Source organism: Gordonia alkanivorans NBRC 16433, assembly GCF_000225505.1.
Lineage (GTDB): Bacteria > Actinomycetota > Actinomycetes > Mycobacteriales > Mycobacteriaceae > Gordonia > Gordonia alkanivorans.
Map to the genome: position 1 here is coordinate 337315 of NZ_BACI01000097.1, position 17117 is coordinate 354431.

The window sequence follows — 17117 nt, forward strand, 5'->3', positions numbered from 1 at the left end:
AGTCCAGACACCTGTCCAGATGGAGTTCCAGCTCATGACCCTTCGCCCCGAATCCGCGTCGGACCTGTTGATCGACGGCAAACTCACCCCCGGCAGCGGTGGTGTCTTCGACGTCGTCAACCCGGCGACCGAGGAGGTCATCGGGCAGGCTGCCGAGGCCACCGCCGCCGACATGGACGCCGCGATCGCCGCCGCGCGCACCGCCTTCGACACCACCGACTGGTCGCGGGACCACGCCTTCCGTGCCCGCTGCCTTCGCCAGCTCCGCGACGCCCTGCTCGCCCACACCGACGAGTTCCGGGAGCTGACGATCGCCGAGGTCGGTTGCCCGTCGTTCCTCACCCACGGCCCGCAATTCGAGGGTCCCGTCACCGATCTCGGCTACTTCGCCGATCTCGCCGAGAGTTACGAGTGGACACGCGATCTCGGCACGGCCAAGCCGATGGGCATCAAGAACCATCGTGAGCTGCGGTCGGAAGCGATCGGCGTCGTCGGGGCGATCACCCCGTGGAACTTCCCGCACCAGATCAACTTCGCCAAGATCGGGCCGGCCCTCGCCGCCGGGTGCACCGTCGTCCTCAAACCCGCACCCGACACCCCGTGGTGCGCAGCACTGGTCGGCAAGGTCGTCGCCGAGGAGACCGACTTCCCGCCCGGCGTCCTGAACATCGTCACCTCCACCGACCACCGGCTCGGCGAGCAGCTGTCCACCGATCCCCGCGTCGACCTCGTCTCTTTCACCGGCTCCACCGCGACCGGCAAGAAGGTGATGGCCGCGGCGTCGGAGTCGCTGAAGAAGGTCTTCCTCGAGCTGGGCGGCAAGTCCGCGTTCATCGTGCTCGACGATGCCGACATCGGTTCGGCCTGCGCGATGGCCGCTTTCAACGTCGTCACCCACGCCGGTCAGGGTTGTGCGATCACCACCCGACTGCTGGTTCCCCGCACCAAGCTCGACGAGGCGATCACCGCCACCCGCGACGCATTGGCCGGTCTGCCGGCCGGTGACCCGACGAGTTCGGGCACCATCTGCGGGCCGCTGATCTCCGAGCGCCAGCGCCGGCGTGTCGAGTCCTACATCGAGATCGCCAAACAGGAGGGCGGCACGATCGAGATCGGCGGCGGCCGTCCGGCCGACAAATCCAGGGGCTTCTTCGTCGAACCGACGCTGATCTCCGGACTCGACAACTCGGCACGCGTCGCGCAGGAGGAGATCTTCGGTCCGGTCCTGGTGATCATCGCCCACGACGGCGACGACGACGCGATCCGCATCGCCAACGACTCCCCCTACGGACTGTCGGGCATGGTCTACGGCACCGACGAGAATCGGATCAACAAGGTGGTCAACGGTGTTCGCACCGGCACCATGGGCGTCAACGGCGGCATCTGGTATTCCGCCGACGTCCCGTTCGGCGGCTACAAACAGTCCGGCATCGGTCGCGAGATGGGCGTCGCCGGATTCGAGGAATACCTGGAGACCAAGGCCGTCGCGCGGCCCGCCTGACCCTTCGTGGCTCGCAAGCTCGCACCTCAGGGAGCGAGAAACACTCGCAAGCTCGCACCTCAGGGAGCAATACCAATACAGGAAGCAGGACAATGAGTTCCAAGCGTTTCGAGAACAAGACCATCATCGTGACCGGCGCCGCCGGCGGTATCGGTGAGGCCTACGCACGGGCACTGGCCGCCGAGGGCGCCAACGTCGTGGTCGCCGACCTCGCCGACGAGAAGGGCAAGCAGGTCGCCGCCGACATCGGTGGCCTGTACGTCAGCACCGATGTCGCCGACGAGGAGTCGGCGAAAGCTCTCGCCGCGGCGACTGTCGACGCCTACGGTTCGATCGACGGCCTGGTCAACAACGCTGCGATCTACGGCGGGATGAAGCTCGATTTCCTCATCACCGTGCCGTGGGACTACTACAAGAAGTTCATGAGCGTGAACCTCGACGGTGCGCTCAACGTGACCCGCGCGGTCTACCCGCACATGACCAACGGCGGCGGGGCGATCGTCAACCAGTCCTCCACCGCCGCATGGCTGTACAGCGGCTTCTACGGTCTGGCGAAGGTCGGCGTCAACGGCCTGACCCAGCAGCTCGCGACCGAACTCGGCGGCCAGAACATCCGCGTCAACGCGATCGCCCCCGGCCCCATCGACACCGAGGCCACCCGCACCACCACGCCCAAGGAGATGGTCGCCGACATCGTGAACCGTCTGCCGCTCAAGCGGTTCGGCACGCCGGAAGATCTCGTCGGGATGTGCCTGTTCCTGCTGTCCGAGGAGGCCGGCTGGATCACCGGGCAGATCTTCAACGTGGACGGCGGGCAGGTCATCCGGTCATGACAGAGGAGACCCCGATCCGGCTGGGGTACGTCGGCCTCGGCAACATCGGTGGCCCGATGGCCGGCAGCCTGGCCGCCTGGCCGGGCGGCCTCACGGTGTTCGACCTGTCGGAGGAGGCGATCGCCAAGGTCGTCGACAAGGGTGCGAAGGCGGCCGGTTCGCTCGCCGAACTCGCCTCCGCCGCCGACATCATCGGTATCTGCGTCCTGAACGACGAGCAGGTCCGGTCGGTGGTCACCGGTGCCGACGGACTCCTGTCGACGGCCCGCCCGGGCACCATCATCACCGTCCACTCGACCATCGGCCCGGACACCGCGATCGATCTCGCGAAGCAGTGCGCAGAACGCGATGTCATCCTTCTCGACGCCCCGATCTCCGGCGGTGCGATGGGCGCGGCGTCGGGACGGCTGGCGATCATGGTCGGCGGCCCGCGCGACGCCTACGAGAAGCTGAAGGAGCCCTTCCGGCTCACCTCGGACATGCTCGTGCACGCGGGAGCCGAGGTCGGAGCGGGCACCAAGATGAAGCTCGCCCGCAACCTCCTGCACTTCATCTCGTTCACCGCCACCACCGAAGCCGCGCGACTCGCCGAGGCCGCCGGGCTCGACATCACCAAGCTGGGCAGGGTCGTTCGGCACACCGACGCCATCACCGGCGGTGCCGGCGCCATCATGCTGCGCGAGACCACGGCGACACTCGACGCCGACGATCCGTGGTACGGCATCTTCACCGGCGTTCGTACACTGGGCGAGAAGGACCTGTCGTTGGCACTCGCACTCGCCGACGACCTCGGCGTCGATCTGCCCCTCGGCCAGATCGCACTCCGCGAGCTGGCCCCCGGACTCGGTGTCCCCCACCTCGAAGGAGAAACCGCATGACCCGCTCCAACATCTCCGACGATGCGCCCGACGAGGTGCGCAAACGCGGCCTCAAGCGGATGTCCGAGGTCTACGGCTGGGAGATGAGCGACGGTCCCGGCGACTACTTCGCCCACACCGCCGACCAGGTGTTCGGCAACGTGTGGGCGCGCGAGGGCCTCTCCGACCGGGATCGGCGACTTTTACTGCTCGGTGCACTCGCGGCGAGCAACAACATCGACGTCGCCGAGATCCAGGCCGGTGCCGCACTCGGCAACGGCGAACTCACGCCCGAGCAGCTCGAGGAGATCAGCCTCTTCCTCTGCTACTACATCGGCTGGCCCCAGGGAACCAAGATGCACTTCATGTTCGGTGAGGTCATCAAGAAGCACCGGAAGCAGAAGTGAACCAGCAGATCACGTTTCGCCCCCTGACCGACGGCAAGGGTTCGTCGCTTTTGAGCGCCTCGCCGGTCCCCGACCTCGTGGCCGCCGGATACACCGACACCGAGTACGCGGCGTCGGGACTGGCCCGGCGGCTCGTCGGCGACGCGGACACGCCACCAGCCGAGTTCACGACGCGGCTCGTCGTCCGACGCCCCGCCGACGCGGCCGCGTTCAACGGCTGCGCCGTCGTGGAGTGGCTGAACGTGAGCAGCGGCAGCGATGCCGCACCGGAGTACTCGTATCTCGCCGCAGAGCTGGTGCGTGCCGGCTATGCCTGGGTGGGAGTGTCGGCGCAGTACGTCGGCGTCGAGGGCGGCACCGGTTCAGTGGGCGTCGCCACCGGTGAACCCCAGAGCCTCGCCGCCAAGGACCCCGATCGCTATGCAGGCCTGCATCATCCCGGTGATGCGTACTGCTACGACATCTTCCGTTCGATCGGCCTCGCGGTCCGCGGTGACCACTCCGGAGAGAGCCCGACCCCGGACCACCCGCTCGCCGGGCTCACCGTCGGCTCGGTGCTCGCAGTCGGCGAATCCCAGTCTGCGATGGCACTGACCACCTACGTCAATGCGGTTGCCGGAGATGGGGATTTCGACGGGTTCCTCATCCACAGTCGCGCTGCTGCAGGGCTTCCCGCGGGCGAGGTCGGTACCGGGATCGACGTGAGCACCGTGTTCAGCGGCGAACCCACCACGATCCGCACCGATCTCGACGCGCCGGTTCTCGTCGTCCAGACCGAGACCGATGTGCTGACCAACTTCCGCTACCACCTCGTGCGCCAACCGGACACCGGTCGTCTGCGGGTGTGGGAGATCGCCGGCACCTCGCATGCCGACCTGCATCAGATCGGTGACTTCGAGGAATTCCTCGGCTGCCCCGACCCGGTGAACCGCGGTCAGCAGCGCTTCGTGCTGCGCGCCGGCCTCCGCCACCTCCGTGCGTGGGCCGGCGGCGGGAATCCGCCACCCGCCGCCGACCCGTTGCGTCTCCGAGGCGTCACGACTCCCGAGCCCGAGTTCGAGGTCGACGACATCGGCAACGTTCTCGGCGGCGTCCGCACCCCCTGCGTCGACGCACCGACCCAGGTGCTGAGCGGTGTTGTCTCCGAACCGATCTCCCGACTCTGTCTGCTGTTCGGGTCGACCCACCCGGTGCCGGAACATCTCCTCGCCGAACGCTACGGCACCCGCGACGAATACGAGAAGCACTACCGCGACGCCGCCGACGCGGCCATCGCCGCAGGATTCGTGCTCGTCGAAGACCGTGACGAACTGATCGCCGACGCGAACCCGGAGTCGGTGCCCGAGTAGCGCGCACCCCGTCACGGAAAACCGACTCAGAACGCCGCGCGCCGGCCTTCCGCCGCCGGGCCGGCGGGGCGGGCGGGTTCGCTGAGGAATCCGTCCGTCGCGTGCCGGATGCCGGTCGAGATGGCGTGCCCGACATGGCTTCCGGGGTACCAGTGGATGCGGCCGCCCCAGTGTTGGTGGAGTTGCTGTGCCGCCGACACCCAGGTCACGCGGTCGTTGAGAGCCGCGACGACCATCCGGCGATCGGGCGGCGCGATCGGTTGGACCCGCAGCGGGCTGATGACGCTCGCGACCTCGCGCACCGACTCGTCGCGCATCAACGATGCGAGGTGCTCACCCTTGGGTCCGCCGCGGGACATGTGGTGGGCCAGCGTCGCGTGCATGTCCAGCATCGGCACCACCGCGAGAACGGTGGCGACCCGCGGGTCCATCGAGGCGACCAGCGCGGCGATCGGCCCACCCAGAGATGTCCCGGCGATGGCGATCTCGGCGGGGTCGTGCTGCTCGATCCAGCTGATCAACGACCGGATCTCGGCGACGGCGCGGATGGTGATGAGCGTGTTCACGAGGGGGTCGAAACCCGGGTAGGACACCTTCGTCACGCGCCGACCACCGTGTGCGGGCAGCACTGGGAAGGCGACGTCGTAGCCGAGCTTCTTGTGCAGGTGGGCCGCCCGGAAGGCGTACAGATCGTCCGGCCGCCCCTGCGCCGCACCGTGCACCCAGATGAGCCATCGGGTACCGGCCCGGTTCTTGGTCATCACCCGGACCGACGAGATGCCGTCGGCATACGGGTCGAGGGACGCCACCGACGCCGGCAGCGTCGCGTCGACGGAGAAGTCGATGTGCTCGAACGACGTGGTACCGAAGACCTTGCGGTCGCGCGAGAGTATGCGGGGCGGACCCGGATCCCGATGAACCCCGGCAGGTCCGAGGCGTACGAACTCACCGGCGACGTCGGCGCACCTCGCCACCATCTCCTCGACCGACTCCATCGGCGGGATGTCCCGGATCACCGAGTTGATCGCGATGAACATCTCGTCGATCGCGGTCTCCCCGACCTGTCGCGGCCCGCAGCCGGCTGGAGGGATACCCGTATCCGGATTTCCTCGTCTCGCGGCCAGCGAGCTGCCGATCGCGCGGGGCAGTACGCCCGCGAACAATCCCAGCCGGGCGCGCTCGGTCTCCCAGTCGATCAACTGGCCTCCTGTGCCATCGCACCGATACCGAGCGCATCGGTCGCCTCGTCGACGGCCTCGACGACCCGGCGGAGGAACCCGGCCGGATCCGGCATCGATTCCGGTGTCGCGATGAGTCCCATGCTCAACCGTCCGGCGTAACTGTAGGTCGTCAGGTTCACATCCGCGGGCGCAATGGCCAGGGCGAACGAAATCCAGTCGACCACTTCGATGTCACCGACCCAGCGCGTCGTCCGCGGGCCGGGCATGTTGGCGGTGGTGATGTTGTTCATCACCAGCGGCATCACATTGGCGGCCAGCCCGCGGAACAGCGGGCCGAGCCGGCCGGTGTAGGTCGAGAGCTTCTCGGTCAGTTCGAAACCGACTTCTCGACGACAGGCGACAGTGGCCCCGCAGCTCTCGCCCGTCGCGACGATCCGCTCGACGGGATCGGCGAGGTCGGAGCGCAGATACGCCATGGCGGTGGCGATCTCGTTGCCGTGCACCCGATTCGACGCGAGGTCCTTGCAGACCCCGAAAATGGTCACCGAGTTGCCCGGCTCCTCGCCGCGGGCGAGAAGCTCGTTGCGGATCGCACCCGCGATCACGCCGTGCAGTGCACCGTTCACCGTGGTGCCGGCGGCCAGGGCGATTCGTTGGATGTCGGCGAGCGGGATGTCGGCCGACGCACACACGCGGTCGGCCCCGCTGCGGGCGTTGAAGCTGGTGCGACGCACCGTCAGCGGCTTGGGGATCAGGTCACCGTTGGCCGCCGTGCGTCGCGCCCGCACCGCGCGCCGCCCCGCCGAGACCACGGACGGGAGTCGACGGACCAGGCGCCGCGACTCCGCGCGTGCCGCCTTCGTGAGGGTCTGCGTGTCCTGGCCGAGGGCCTCGGGGATCGGTGCCGGGTGAACCCGCTCGCCGGGTTCGGCGGTGGCCGCCATGAAGGTGTTGAGCGCAGCCAGCCCGTCGGCCACCGCGTGGTGGACGCGGACCACGATGGCTTGACGGCCTCCCTCGAGACCGTGGACGAGGGTGAGCCCCCAGAGCGGCAGGTCGCGGTCGAGCTGCCGCACGGCGAGTTCGGACAGGACCGCGTCGAGCTCGGCGCGCCCTCCCGGGGCTGCGGCCGCCATCTCGTCGATGTGACCGGTGACGTCGAAGGCGTTGTCCTGCACCCAGAACGGGCGAGCAGAGCATCCGGGTACCCAGCGCACCCGCTGGGTGGCGCGCGGGAACATCCCGAGATAGCGCGGGATCACGTCGCCGATCTCGTCGAGGGTGAGCGGACGGTCACGCCGGCTCGTGTCGAGCACCGCGACCTTCAGCGTGTGCATCGGATTCGACGGGGACTCCATATTGAGCATCAGTGAGTCCGGACCGGTCATGCGCTCGGCGTCGGGCGGGGTGGCGTCGGTGCCGGCGAACAGCTCGGCGACGCGGAGTGTGTTGCGTGCGTTCATCGTTCAGCTCACCTTTCGTTCCGGGGTGGCGGAGAGCAGATCACGCTTGAGGATCTTGCCGGTGGCGTTGCGGGGCAGCTCGTCGAGGAAGTGGACGTCGCGCGGGACCTTGAACCCGGCCAGCTGTTCCCTGACGTGCTGCCGGATCTGGTCGGCGCCGATGAGGGTCTGCGGGGCGCGCACCACATAGGCGGCCAGGCGCTGACCGAACTTCTCGTCGTCAACGCCGATCACCACGACCTCGTGGACCTCGTCGAGGGCGCCGATCACCTGCTCGACCTCGAGTGGGTAGACGTTCTCGCCACCGGACACGATCATCTCGTCGTCCCGGCCGACGACGAACAGCCGGCCGTTCTCGTCGATCCGTCCGACGTCGCCGGACACCATGTGGCCGTCGCTGAACGCCTTGGTGTCGGCGGTGGTGTAGCCGTCGAAACCGGAGTTGTTGGCGACCACGATGCGGCCGATCTCGCCGGTCGGCAGTTCGCGGTCGTCGTCGTCGAGGATGCGGACGCTGGTGCCCGTCAGCGGGCGTCCTGCGGTGTCCGGGGCGACGCGCAGGTCCTCAGGTGTGGCGGTACTGATCAGTCCGGCCTCGGTGGCGTTGTAGCTGTTGTAGACGACGTCGCCGAAGCGGTCGAGGAAGGCGATCAGGGCGTCGGTGCGCATCCGCGAACCGCTGGCCGTCGCGAATCGGAGACTCGGCATCGGATGGGTCTCGAGGATCTCGTCGGGTAGGTCCATGATGCGTTCGAGCATGACCGGCACGACGGCGAGTCCGGTCGCCTCGTGTTCACGGACGAGATCCAGCGTGGCCTCGGGGTCGAAACGCCGACGCATGATCATCGTGCACGTCATGGTTGCCGAGATGGCCACCTGCCCGAATCCCCAGGCGTGGAAGATGGGTGCGGCGATGACCGTGGATTCGCCTGCGCGCCAGGGGATGCGGTCGAGCATCGCGGCCAGTGAGGCGATGTCGGTGCTGCCACCCCGTCGTGCACCCTTCGGGGTGCCGGTGGTGCCCGAGGTCAGCAGCACGATGCGGCCGGCACGTTCGGGTCGCGCGGGGCGTCGACCGAGGTTCGCGTCGATGAGCGAGTCGATCGTGTCAGCGGAGACCGGGCCGGACTCGGTCCAGGCGTGGATGCGGCGGACATTCGGAAGTCGTTCTGCCGCAGGGGCGACGACCGCGTCGAACTCGTCGTCGGCGATCAGGACGTCGGCCCCCTCACGTTCGAGGACGTCGGCGAGCTGCGGTCCGGCGAATCCGGTGTTGAGCAGCACCGCGTCGGCGCCGAGTCGCGATGTCGCGGCGAGGGCCTCGATGAGGCCGCGGTGGTTGCGGCAGAGGATGGCGACGGTGTTCACCGAAGTGCCGGGGAGCTCGCGCAGTCCGACGGCCAGTGCGTCGCAGCGGGCGTCGAGCTCTCCCCACGTCAGCTCACCCGCCTCATCGACGAGGGCGAGCCCCTTCGGGGCGCGAGCTGCGGCGAGACCGATGCCGCTGACCGGGGAGGCGCCGCCGTGGCGCCGCAGGTTGAGACCCATCCGGATGTACCGGTCGAGTCGCAGTGAGCCGAGGAAGCCACTTCGGATGAGGGTGCGAACGAGCCACGTGTAGGTGGTGACGCGATCGCGGAGCTGGTTGATCATCGTCGATCTCCTTTGTTGTGGTCAGCCGAGAACCGGGAACCGGCGCTCGCGGGCGAGCCCGTCGAGGGCGTGCTGCATGCGCTTGCGGATCATCTGGTCCACCTCGTCGTGGTCGGGATTCGTCCCGAACTCGGCGGTGATGTCGATGGGGTCGAGGACCTCGGTGACGAGCTTCGAGGGCAACGGGATGTTGGGCGGGAAATGCGCGGTGAGCCCGAACGGGAAGCCGAAGGCGAATGGCGCACTGTCGATGCGCAGCAGCTTGTCCAGCTTGAGCAGTTTGGCGAGGGCGTCACCGCGGTTGAGGAAGAGCTGGGTCTCCTGGCCGCCGATGGTGACGATGGGGACGATCGGGACGCCCGCCTCGAGGGCCGTGCGGATGTAGCCGGTTCGACCGTGGAAGTCGATGGTCGCGGACTGACTGCTGGGACGCAGCACCTCCCACTCACCACCGGGGAACACGATGGTCGCGGCGCCGGCCTTGAGCGCGGCGACGGCGTTCTTCGGATGGGCAGGCAGGAAGCCGAACTTCCCGAAGACGTCCTTGCCCGCACCGGTGAAGATCAGGTCGTGGGCCAGGGTGTAGAGCGGACGATCGGCACCGAACTCGTCGGCGAAGGCCACGCTGATCACCGGGACGTCGAAGGCCATCAGGCCGCCGGAGTGGTTGGAGACCAGTAGGACGCCGCCGTCGGGGACCCGGTCCATGCCCCGGACCTCGGAGCGGAAGTATCTCTTGGCCACGAGTCTCAGGACGGGCAGGACCCGCTTGACCCATGTCTCGTCGCGGGCGGTGAGGTCGAAGGTGCCGGCACTCATCGTCGTAACTCCTGTGATTGTGTCTTCGGTCGCGGATCACCGCTCCTGTCACCCGCGGGCTGGATGAGCCGGTGGTCGATGTCCACGAAAACGAAAAACTAGAACACGTTCTAGTGTTGAATTAGAACACGTTCTAGTGGGAGTTGCCACTCGGCGTTACCTATGCCACACCTACTGATGGGTAGCCATATGCAGTTCATCCTCGAGGACATCTCCGAAGCCGAGGTCGAGCGCCGTCGCGGGGTCTACGCGCCCCTGACCGGCACCGTGCGCGACCTGGTGGACGCGGTGATCAGGACCGAAGTGGGAGAGGACGCACTCGCCGACGCCCAGCGGCGGATCGCCGAGATCGTCGCCGACCTGCGGTCAGAGCAGATGGACGGGCCGTACGGGGTCCGGCACACGCGCGAGAACACCGGCATGGCGTGGGGCAACGCGGTCATCGGGGTACGCAACGCCCTCGCGCCCCCGCTCGACGTCGAGCACGTCGACGACGGGGTGCGCTGCGAATTCACCCTGGGCGCAGCCTACGAAGGACCGCCAGGGTGTGTGCACGGCGGTGTGTGCGCGATGCTTCTCGACCATCTCCTCGGCAACGCCGCCAGCTACGAGAGCGCCTGCTACACCGGGACCATCACCATCCGCTACGTCCGACCCACGCGGCTGGGCGCGCTGACCGCGCGGGCCTGGGTCACCGAGGAGACCGGCCGCAAACGCATCGCGCGCGGCACCATCTCCGACGCGGAGGGCGTGACCTGCGAGGCCGAGGGCGTCTTCATTGTGCCGCGATCGGCGCTCGACGCCCCGCCGGTGCGCTGGTCGGCGGGCTGAGGCGATGCGGGCGGCGGTGACCTCGGCAGACGGCTTCGAGGTAGTCGAACTTCCCGACCCGGCGCCCGGCCCCGGCGAGCTCGTGCTCCGGGTCGCCGCGAACGGCATCTGCGGCTCCGATCTGTCGACCGCACCGTTCCTGCCCGCCGGCACCGTGATGGGTCACGAGTTCGCGGGTGAGGTCGCAGCGGTCGGCCCCGACGCGGCGCCGGGGTTCCGCGTCGGTGACCAGGTCGCGTCGATGCCTGTCCGAGGCTGCCACCGGTGTCGCGCCTGTCTGACCGGCGACGTCGCGCGGTGCCCGTCCGCGCGCACGCTCGGACTGGGTGTGTTGCCGGGCGCCTTGGCCGAGTACGTCGTCGTCGGTGCCGCCGAGAGCGTGCGCATCGACGGCATCGACCCGGTCGAAGGCGCACTGGTCGAACCCCTCGCGGTCGGCCTGCACGCCGTCACGCGCGCTGCGGTCGAATCCGGCGACCGCGTCCTCGTCCTCGGTGCCGGTCCGGTGGGGACAGCTGTGCTGCACTGGTTGTCGCGCGGGACCGCGGGCGAGGTCATCTGTTCCGACCCCTCCCCCGGTCGTCGCGCCGCGGCACTCGATGCCGGCGCGTCCGAGGTCCACACACCGGAGTCGGTGATCGAGCAGATCCGGGACGGATTCGACGTGGTGATCGAATGCGTCGGCAAACCCGGGATGATCGCCGCGGCTCTCGACGCGGTGAGCACGCACGGACGAATCGTCGTCGCCGGCGTGTGCCTGAGCGACGACCACTTCATGCCCGTCGCCGGTATCGTCAAAGAGGCGTCGATGGACTTCGTCTCCTACTACACGAAGGCCGAGTTCGACACCGCTGCCGGTGAACTGAACCGCGGCGCGGTGGGGTCGTCGACACTGGTCAGCGAGATCGTCGGGCTCGATGCGGTGCATCGTGTGTTCACCGAACTGTCGGCGCCCAACGACCATCGGAAGGTGCTGATCTCCCCCGCCGTCGGCTGACCGGCCGCCGTGCCCCAGGCCCGACGCCGGGCGTACCGTCGTACAGGTGAACAGTGCCGTTCCGGAGTCCCCAGTGCCGTTCAGTTCCCACGAGGCGGATCGCGTGCGCGCGGTCTGGCAGGACCTCGACCTCCCGGGCATCGTCGACGTCCACACGCATTTCATGCCACGTCCGGTGATGGACAAGGTGTGGGCCTACTTCGACTCCGCGGGCCCGCTCGTCGGACGCGAGTGGCCCATCACCTACCGCGCCGACGAAGACGTCCGGGTGTCGACACTGCGCGATTTCGGGATCCGCGCCTACTCGTCGCTCGTCTACCCACACAAGCCCGACATGGCGGAGTGGCTCAATGGCTGGGCCAACGATTTCGCCGCCCACCACGAGGACTGTCTGCACACCGCGACCTTCTACCCGGAGGAATCGGCCACCGCGTACGTATCCCGTGCCATCCAGGCCGGGACACGGGTGTTCAAGTCCCACATCCAGGTCGGCGACTACTCCCCCACGGATTCGCTGCTCGACGGCGTGTGGTCGCAGATCGCCGACACGCAGGTGCCGGTGATCATCCACTGCGGTTCGGGTCCCGCACCCGGAAACCACACCGGACCGGAACCGATTCGCGCTCTGCTGCACCGGTTCCCGTCGCTGCCGCTGATCATCGCGCACATGGGCATGCCCGAGTACGAGCCCTTCCTGGACTTCGCACTCGAATACCCGAACGTCCACCTCGACACCACGATGGCGTTCACCGACTTCGCCGAGGAGAACGCCCCGTTCCCCGCCGATCTGCGGTCACGCCTCGCCGACGCCGGGGACAAGATCCTCTTCGGTAGCGATTTCCCCAACATCCCCTACGGCTACACGCATGCCCTCGAGGTGATCACCGGCCTCGGCATGGACGACGACTGGTTGCGCAATGTGTTCTACCGCAACGGGGCTCGGTTGTTCGCGATCGAGCAGCACTGAACCGCAGACATGCGCTCCCCTGCGCCGATGCCGACCGCGTGTTAGAACACGTAGCGGGGTTTCATTCACTCGTACGATTTGTCCGAGTCTTGTCCCGGCAACCACGTAAAGTGCAACCGATCGGATTCCAGTCAGCGGCTCCGGGCCAGTTTCACCGCAATTGAAGAGGTCGAAGATGACACGCGAACTGGCCCGCACCGGCCTCCCGATCATCTACAACCCGGGAGAGATGCATTCCTCGGCGAGGTCCGAGACCACGCGTGCCCCGAAGGCGTCGGAAACCACCGCCGCGGCGATCGTCTCCGACATCGTCAGTCTCGGCCTACGACGGGGCGACCGACTCCCTGCCGAGAGCGACATGCTCGCCAACTACTCGGTGAGCCGCGAGACGCTGCGTGAGGCGTTGCGCATCCTCGAGGTCCAGGGTCTGATCACGCTCAAGCGCGGTCCGGGTGGAGGCCCGTTCGTGAGCGCGCTCAATGCGTCCTACCTCGCGCGCACCGCGACCCTGTACTTCCACCTCGCCGGCGCGACGTACGACGAGGTCTTCGACACCTGGAAGATCCTCGAGCCGCAGCTGTCGGCCAAGGTCGCCCGGCTGGAGGACCGCAGATTGAAGGAGGCGGCCTTCGCGCGGTTCCTCGATTACGATGTCGAGGAGCATGAGGAGAGCGAGATCTTCAGCGACCTCAACAACTTTCACGCAGTGATCGCCGAACTCAGCGGCAACCGGGTGCTCACCCTGCTGACCCAAGCCATCGACCACATCGTCGTCGAACACGTGCTCGGAACGGGCCGCGACACCATCCCCGAGGACGACGCGATGAGCCACGATCACGCCGACATCGCCAAGGCGATCATCGCAGGCCGGCCGCGCAAGGCCGAGACGCTGATGCACGACCACATCAGCGAGGTCGTCGAACGGTTCCGGGAACGTCACCCGGAACGGTCCGACGAACTCGTCCAGTGGATGTGAGGTCTCAGAGCACCTGAGACAGAAAGGTGCGCAGGCGGTCCGACTTGGCGTCGTCGAAGACCTGCCCGGGTTCACCGGTCTCCACCACGGCGCCGTGGTCCATGAACAGGACGTTGTCACTCACGTTGCGCGCGAAGCCCATCTCGTGGGTGACGACGACCATCGTCATCCCCTCGGAGGCGAGGTCGGCCATGAGCGCGAGCACGCCCTTGACGAGCTCGGGGTCGAGGGCCGACGTCGCCTCGTCGAAGAACATGACCTCCGGCGTCATGGCGAGCGCCCGTGCGATGGCCACGCGCTGCTGCTGACCGCCCGACAGGCGCGCCGGCCGAACGTCGGCCTTCTGGGTCAGCCCGACGATCTCCAGCTGCTTCAGCGCGACCTCGCGGGCCTCGTCCTTGCTGAGCCCCTTGAGTTTCCGGGGGCCGAGCGCAACGTTCTCGACGACCGTCTTGTGCGGGAAGAGGTTGAAGTGCTGGAACACCATGCCGATTCGGCGGCGCAGCTCATCCGGGTTGTCCTCGAGGACGGACCGGCCGTCGAGCAGGATGTCTCCCTGGTCGGGCTCGTGCAGGCGGTTGAGCACCCGCAGCAGCGTCGACTTGCCCGACCCCGACGGTCCGATGACGGTCGTCGTCGTCCCGGCGTCGACCTGGATGTCGACGCCGCGCAGCACATGGTGCTTCGCGAACGACAGGTGTAGGTCGGTGCCGGTCAGCGACACCGCTTTTCGTGTGGTGGTGGTGGCAGGCATGGCCTATCCCTTCTCGACAGCGGTGACGGGCAACGGGTCATCGTGGACATCGGCGGGCCTGCCGGTGCGGAGGCGACGGTCGATGTAGTTGACCAGGTGCGTCAGCGGGATGGTCAGGATGAGGTACATGATGCCCGCGGCGACCAGCGGAGACAGGTTGCCGGTCTGGGCGTTGAGGTCTCGGCCGACGGCGAACAGTTCGCGCTGGCTGGCGAGCAGTCCGAGGAAGTAGACCAGGGAGCTGTCCTTGATGAGGCTGATGAACTGGTTCATCAGGGCCGGCAACACACGTCGCACACCCTGCGGTACCACCACCAATCGCATCGACTGCCGATAGCTGAAGCCGATCGCCCGGGACGCCTCGAGCTGACCGTCGTCGACGCTCTGGATGCCGGATCGGAAAATCTCGCCGATGTAGGCCGCCGCGAGGAGCGCCAGGGCGACCGCGCCGAGCCAGTACGGGTTGTTACCGGTGATCCCCTTGACCACCGGCCCGACGCCAAGGCCGACGATCAGGATGACGACCACCGCCGGCAGGCCGCGGAAGATGTCGGTGTACACCCGTGCGGGCCAGCGTAACCAGCGGGAACGGGAGATGCCGCAGATCGCCAGGATCATGCCCAGGATGGTGCCGAGCACACCGGACACGACCGAGAGGATCAGCGTGTTCACCAGACCGGTCTTGATCAGTTCCGGGAAGGACTTCTCGTACAGGTCCCAGTTGAAGAAGGTGTCACCGAGCTGCTGGAGCGTGCTCTTCGGCTTGGTGGCCTCGGTCGGGCCGGCCTTCTCGGCGTTCTCCGCGGCGATCGCGGCGATGTCGGAGAGTTCGGGTGCCGGCGCGGCCTTACTGCCCGGCTTCCAGCCCGCCGGCAGTTCTCGCGGCACCCAGTCCTCGTACAGCTTCGCGTAGGTGCCGTCGGCGATGATGGCGTCGAGTCCGGAGTTCAACGCCTCGACGAGATTGGGCTTGTTCTTGCCGACCGCCCACGCGACGAAGTTGTTGACGCTGAAGGTGTTCTCGACGATCGCGGTGCCGTCACCCTCGCGGACAGCTCCTTCCGCCTGCTGCGACGGCGCGACCCACGCGTCGACCTGACCGCTCTTGAGGTTCGCGTAAGCCGTTGCATAGTCCGGGAACTTGACCGGGTCGAGGCCGAGGGTGTTGATCACGTAGTCGTCCTGCACGGTGCCCTGTACGACGGCGATACGCGTGGAGTCCGACAGGTCGCCGAATCCCTTGATCGAACCGCCCTCGGGCGCGACGAGCGAGAAGTAGCCGAAGTCGTAGCCGTTGGTGAAGTCGACGGTCTTACGACGGTCGTCGGTGGTGGTGATCGACGACGACCCGACGTCGAACCGGTTGTTGGCGACCTGCGAGAGCAGACCCGCGAACTCGGTGCCGTTGAACTCGATCTGCAGACCCAGCTTCGCGGCGACGGCCTTCAGGAGTTCGTTGTCGAAGCCGGTGAAGTCTCCGGCGCTGTTCACGCAGATGCTGGGCCCGGCGTCGGAGAGGGTGCCGACGGAGAGCTTTCCCGGCGCGAGCAACTCGAGCGCATTCAGGTCGAGCTGGTCGATCTGCGTGGTGTTCGGGGTGGTGTATTTGTCCTCCCCGCCCTGTTCCGCCGCGGCCAGATTGACCGGCGCGGCCGACGCGGACGCGAGCCCGGCCGGCGCACAGCTGTCGTCAGGTGCGGCCTGCGCGCGGGGCGCAGGTCCGCCGAGGATGGCCAGCATGCCGACGATGGCGGCGGTCAGCGCGAGTGCGAGGAGGCGAACCACGCGCGGAGCGGCTCGATGAGCGCGGTGAGATCGGTGGTTGGACACCACTCGGACCCTAGCCCGACCCCGCGGTCACGTCCCAAATTTTTGCTCACCGGTGGGCCTAACCCCGGTGAGCTGGGGTTATTTTGAATCGCCAGGTTTGGCGGCGGCACGGATCAGCGATATGTATCGCTCAGCGAAACCTATTGCTGACTGACCCGCTACGGGTTCGGGCGTCTCAGACTCCAGCGCCCGACCAGCCCGGGAACGACGGGCCTGGAGATGTCAGGTCGCCCATGTCACCGCAAATACTCGGGTCGGGCATCGGTTCCCTCCCCCACTCGTCGGGACCCGACGGCGGCGCCCACGAATCCGTGTACTCCGAGACCCACCAATCTCCGAATACGCCATACCCGGGAAACAGCTTGGGACCGGGCCGGCTTTCAGGCGGCGACTCGCCCTCGCGATGAAACGTCAAGCGCTCGACCGCCACAAACCTGTCGCGGGCATCAGGGACATCCTGCGAATCGAAGTAGGGCGGAAAGGCCGCTTCATCGGTACTCACCTGCCCGGTTGTGCACACAAGCGCGACAGCAGAGTTGTCGCCGACGTCACGGATATTGGCAATCTTATAGATCTCATCCACCGTCTGGTAGTCGTTGCTGCCCAGAGGCGGCATCCAATCCTTCCGGCTGGGAATCGCATCTTTGATGCCTGGAAACTCACCCTCAACATCCCAATCGAAGAGCAGAAGGGTTTCTC

Annotated in this window: 16 protein-coding genes; 9 read left to right on the forward strand and 7 right to left on the reverse strand. The window is 67.4% G+C overall.

Annotated elements, in window-relative coordinates; translation table 11 throughout:
- The first annotated feature begins 34 nt into the window (after positions 1 to 34).
- From GOALK_RS18275 to GOALK_RS18295, 5 genes are all read left to right on the forward strand, one after another.
- Positions 35 to 1501: an aldehyde dehydrogenase gene (locus tag GOALK_RS18275; protein ID WP_006360314.1), complete on the forward strand. Its 1467-nt coding sequence runs from the start codon at positions 35 to 37 to the stop codon at positions 1499 to 1501.
- Positions 1502 to 1593: 92 nt separating this feature from the next.
- Positions 1594 to 2334: an SDR family oxidoreductase gene (locus tag GOALK_RS18280; RefSeq protein ID WP_006360315.1), complete on the forward strand. Its 741-nt coding sequence runs from the start codon at positions 1594 to 1596 to the stop codon at positions 2332 to 2334.
- The gene (locus tag GOALK_RS18285; RefSeq protein WP_006360316.1) at positions 2331 to 3212 is read left to right on the forward strand and encodes an NAD(P)-dependent oxidoreductase; all 882 of its coding nucleotides are present in this window, start codon (positions 2331 to 2333) and stop codon (positions 3210 to 3212) included. The genes GOALK_RS18280 and GOALK_RS18285 overlap by 4 nt, the downstream gene beginning before the upstream one ends.
- Positions 3209 to 3598: a carboxymuconolactone decarboxylase family protein gene (locus GOALK_RS18290; RefSeq protein ID WP_006360317.1), complete on the forward strand. Its 390-nt coding sequence runs from the start codon at positions 3209 to 3211 to the stop codon at positions 3596 to 3598. Before GOALK_RS18285 ends, GOALK_RS18290 begins: the two co-directional genes overlap by 4 nt.
- Positions 3595 to 4947, forward strand: a complete 1353-nt coding sequence (locus GOALK_RS18295) for an alpha/beta hydrolase domain-containing protein (protein ID WP_006360318.1) — start codon at positions 3595 to 3597, stop codon at positions 4945 to 4947. The genes GOALK_RS18290 and GOALK_RS18295 overlap by 4 nt, the downstream gene beginning before the upstream one ends.
- Before the next feature lie 26 nt (positions 4948 to 4973).
- Here the strand turns inward: GOALK_RS18295 and GOALK_RS18300 are convergent, their stop codons facing one another.
- Genes GOALK_RS18300 through GOALK_RS18315 form a run of 4 tightly spaced genes read right to left on the reverse strand, consistent with a single transcriptional unit; the run spans position 4974 to position 10063 of the window.
- Positions 4974 to 6146, reverse strand: a complete 1173-nt coding sequence (locus GOALK_RS18300; protein WP_006360319.1) for an alpha/beta hydrolase family protein — start codon at positions 6144 to 6146, stop codon at positions 4974 to 4976.
- Entirely contained in the window at positions 6143 to 7591 is a 1449-nt protein-coding gene (locus GOALK_RS18305) for a wax ester/triacylglycerol synthase domain-containing protein (protein ID WP_006360320.1), read from the reverse strand. The genes GOALK_RS18300 and GOALK_RS18305 overlap by 4 nt, the downstream gene beginning before the upstream one ends.
- A 3-nt stretch (positions 7592 to 7594) precedes the next feature.
- Complete coding sequence (locus GOALK_RS18310; RefSeq protein WP_006360321.1) at positions 7595 to 9244, reverse strand: AMP-binding protein; 1650 nt, start codon at positions 9242 to 9244, stop codon at positions 7595 to 7597.
- Positions 9245 to 9265: 21 nt separating this feature from the next.
- Positions 9266 to 10063, reverse strand: coding sequence for a 1-acyl-sn-glycerol-3-phosphate acyltransferase (locus tag GOALK_RS18315; RefSeq protein WP_006360322.1), 798 nt, complete (start codon positions 10061 to 10063; stop codon positions 9266 to 9268).
- Positions 10064 to 10252: 189 nt separating this feature from the next.
- Here GOALK_RS18315 and GOALK_RS18320 point away from each other — a divergent pair, with 189 nt between their 5' ends.
- The 4 genes from GOALK_RS18320 (at position 10253) to GOALK_RS18335 (ending at position 13834) form a co-directional block, all read left to right on the forward strand.
- Positions 10253 to 10894 (forward strand): PaaI family thioesterase, encoded by a 642-nt coding sequence (locus tag GOALK_RS18320; protein WP_006360323.1) that lies wholly within the window; start codon positions 10253 to 10255, stop codon positions 10892 to 10894.
- 4 nt (positions 10895 to 10898) lie between these two features.
- The gene (locus tag GOALK_RS18325; RefSeq protein WP_006360324.1) at positions 10899 to 11891 is read left to right on the forward strand and encodes an alcohol dehydrogenase catalytic domain-containing protein; all 993 of its coding nucleotides are present in this window, start codon (positions 10899 to 10901) and stop codon (positions 11889 to 11891) included.
- Positions 11892 to 11937: 46 nt separating this feature from the next.
- Entirely contained in the window at positions 11938 to 12858 is a 921-nt protein-coding gene (locus tag GOALK_RS18330; protein ID WP_040004326.1) for an amidohydrolase family protein, read from the forward strand.
- A gap of 175 nt (positions 12859 to 13033) precedes the next feature.
- Positions 13034 to 13834 carry a FadR/GntR family transcriptional regulator gene (locus GOALK_RS18335; protein ID WP_006360326.1) on the forward strand — a complete coding sequence of 267 codons (801 nt, stop codon included), beginning with the start codon at positions 13034 to 13036 and terminating at the stop codon, positions 13832 to 13834.
- Positions 13835 to 13838: 4 nt separating this feature from the next.
- Here GOALK_RS18335 and GOALK_RS18340 read toward each other — a convergent pair whose 3' ends face one another.
- The 3 genes from GOALK_RS18340 to GOALK_RS18350 all read right to left on the reverse strand — a co-directional run.
- Entirely contained in the window at positions 13839 to 14588 is a 750-nt protein-coding gene (locus GOALK_RS18340) for an amino acid ABC transporter ATP-binding protein (RefSeq protein ID WP_006360327.1), read from the reverse strand.
- Between the two features lie 3 nt (positions 14589 to 14591).
- On the reverse strand, positions 14592 to 16328 hold the full coding sequence (locus tag GOALK_RS18345; protein WP_230461971.1) for an ABC transporter substrate-binding protein/permease: 1737 nt from the start codon (positions 16326 to 16328) through the stop codon (positions 14592 to 14594).
- 265 nt (positions 16329 to 16593) lie between these two features.
- Positions 16594 to 17117, reverse strand: a 524-nt coding sequence (locus tag GOALK_RS18350) for a hypothetical protein (protein WP_040004327.1), incomplete at its 5' end; no start/stop codon positions are given.

What these genes read in the sequence shown, in the direction of transcription:
- GOALK_RS18275 (WP_006360314.1), top strand. Translation starts at nt 35, where the DNA reads ATGACCCTTCGCCCCGAATCCGCGTCGGACCTGTTGATCGACGGCAAA.
- GOALK_RS18280 (WP_006360315.1), top strand. Translation starts at nt 1,594, where the DNA reads ATGAGTTCCAAGCGTTTCGAGAACAAGACCATCATCGTGACCGGCGCC.
- GOALK_RS18285 (WP_006360316.1), top strand. Translation starts at nt 2,331, where the DNA reads ATGACAGAGGAGACCCCGATCCGGCTGGGGTACGTCGGCCTCGGCAAC.
- GOALK_RS18290 (WP_006360317.1), top strand. Translation starts at nt 3,209, where the DNA reads ATGACCCGCTCCAACATCTCCGACGATGCGCCCGACGAGGTGCGCAAA.
- GOALK_RS18305 (WP_006360320.1), bottom strand. Translation starts at nt 7,591, where the DNA reads ATGAACGCACGCAACACACTCCGCGTCGCCGAGCTGTTCGCCGGCACC.
- GOALK_RS18310 (WP_006360321.1), bottom strand. Translation starts at nt 9,244, where the DNA reads ATGATCAACCAGCTCCGCGATCGCGTCACCACCTACACGTGGCTCGTT.
- GOALK_RS18315 (WP_006360322.1), bottom strand. Translation starts at nt 10,063, where the DNA reads ATGAGTGCCGGCACCTTCGACCTCACCGCCCGCGACGAGACATGGGTC.
- GOALK_RS18320 (WP_006360323.1), top strand. Translation starts at nt 10,253, where the DNA reads ATGCAGTTCATCCTCGAGGACATCTCCGAAGCCGAGGTCGAGCGCCGT.
- GOALK_RS18325 (WP_006360324.1), top strand. Translation starts at nt 10,899, where the DNA reads ATGCGGGCGGCGGTGACCTCGGCAGACGGCTTCGAGGTAGTCGAACTT.
- GOALK_RS18335 (WP_006360326.1), top strand. Translation starts at nt 13,034, where the DNA reads ATGACACGCGAACTGGCCCGCACCGGCCTCCCGATCATCTACAACCCG.
- GOALK_RS18340 (WP_006360327.1), bottom strand. Translation starts at nt 14,588, where the DNA reads ATGCCTGCCACCACCACCACACGAAAAGCGGTGTCGCTGACCGGCACC.
- GOALK_RS18345 (WP_230461971.1), bottom strand. Translation starts at nt 16,328, where the DNA reads ATGCTGGCCATCCTCGGCGGACCTGCGCCCCGCGCGCAGGCCGCACCT.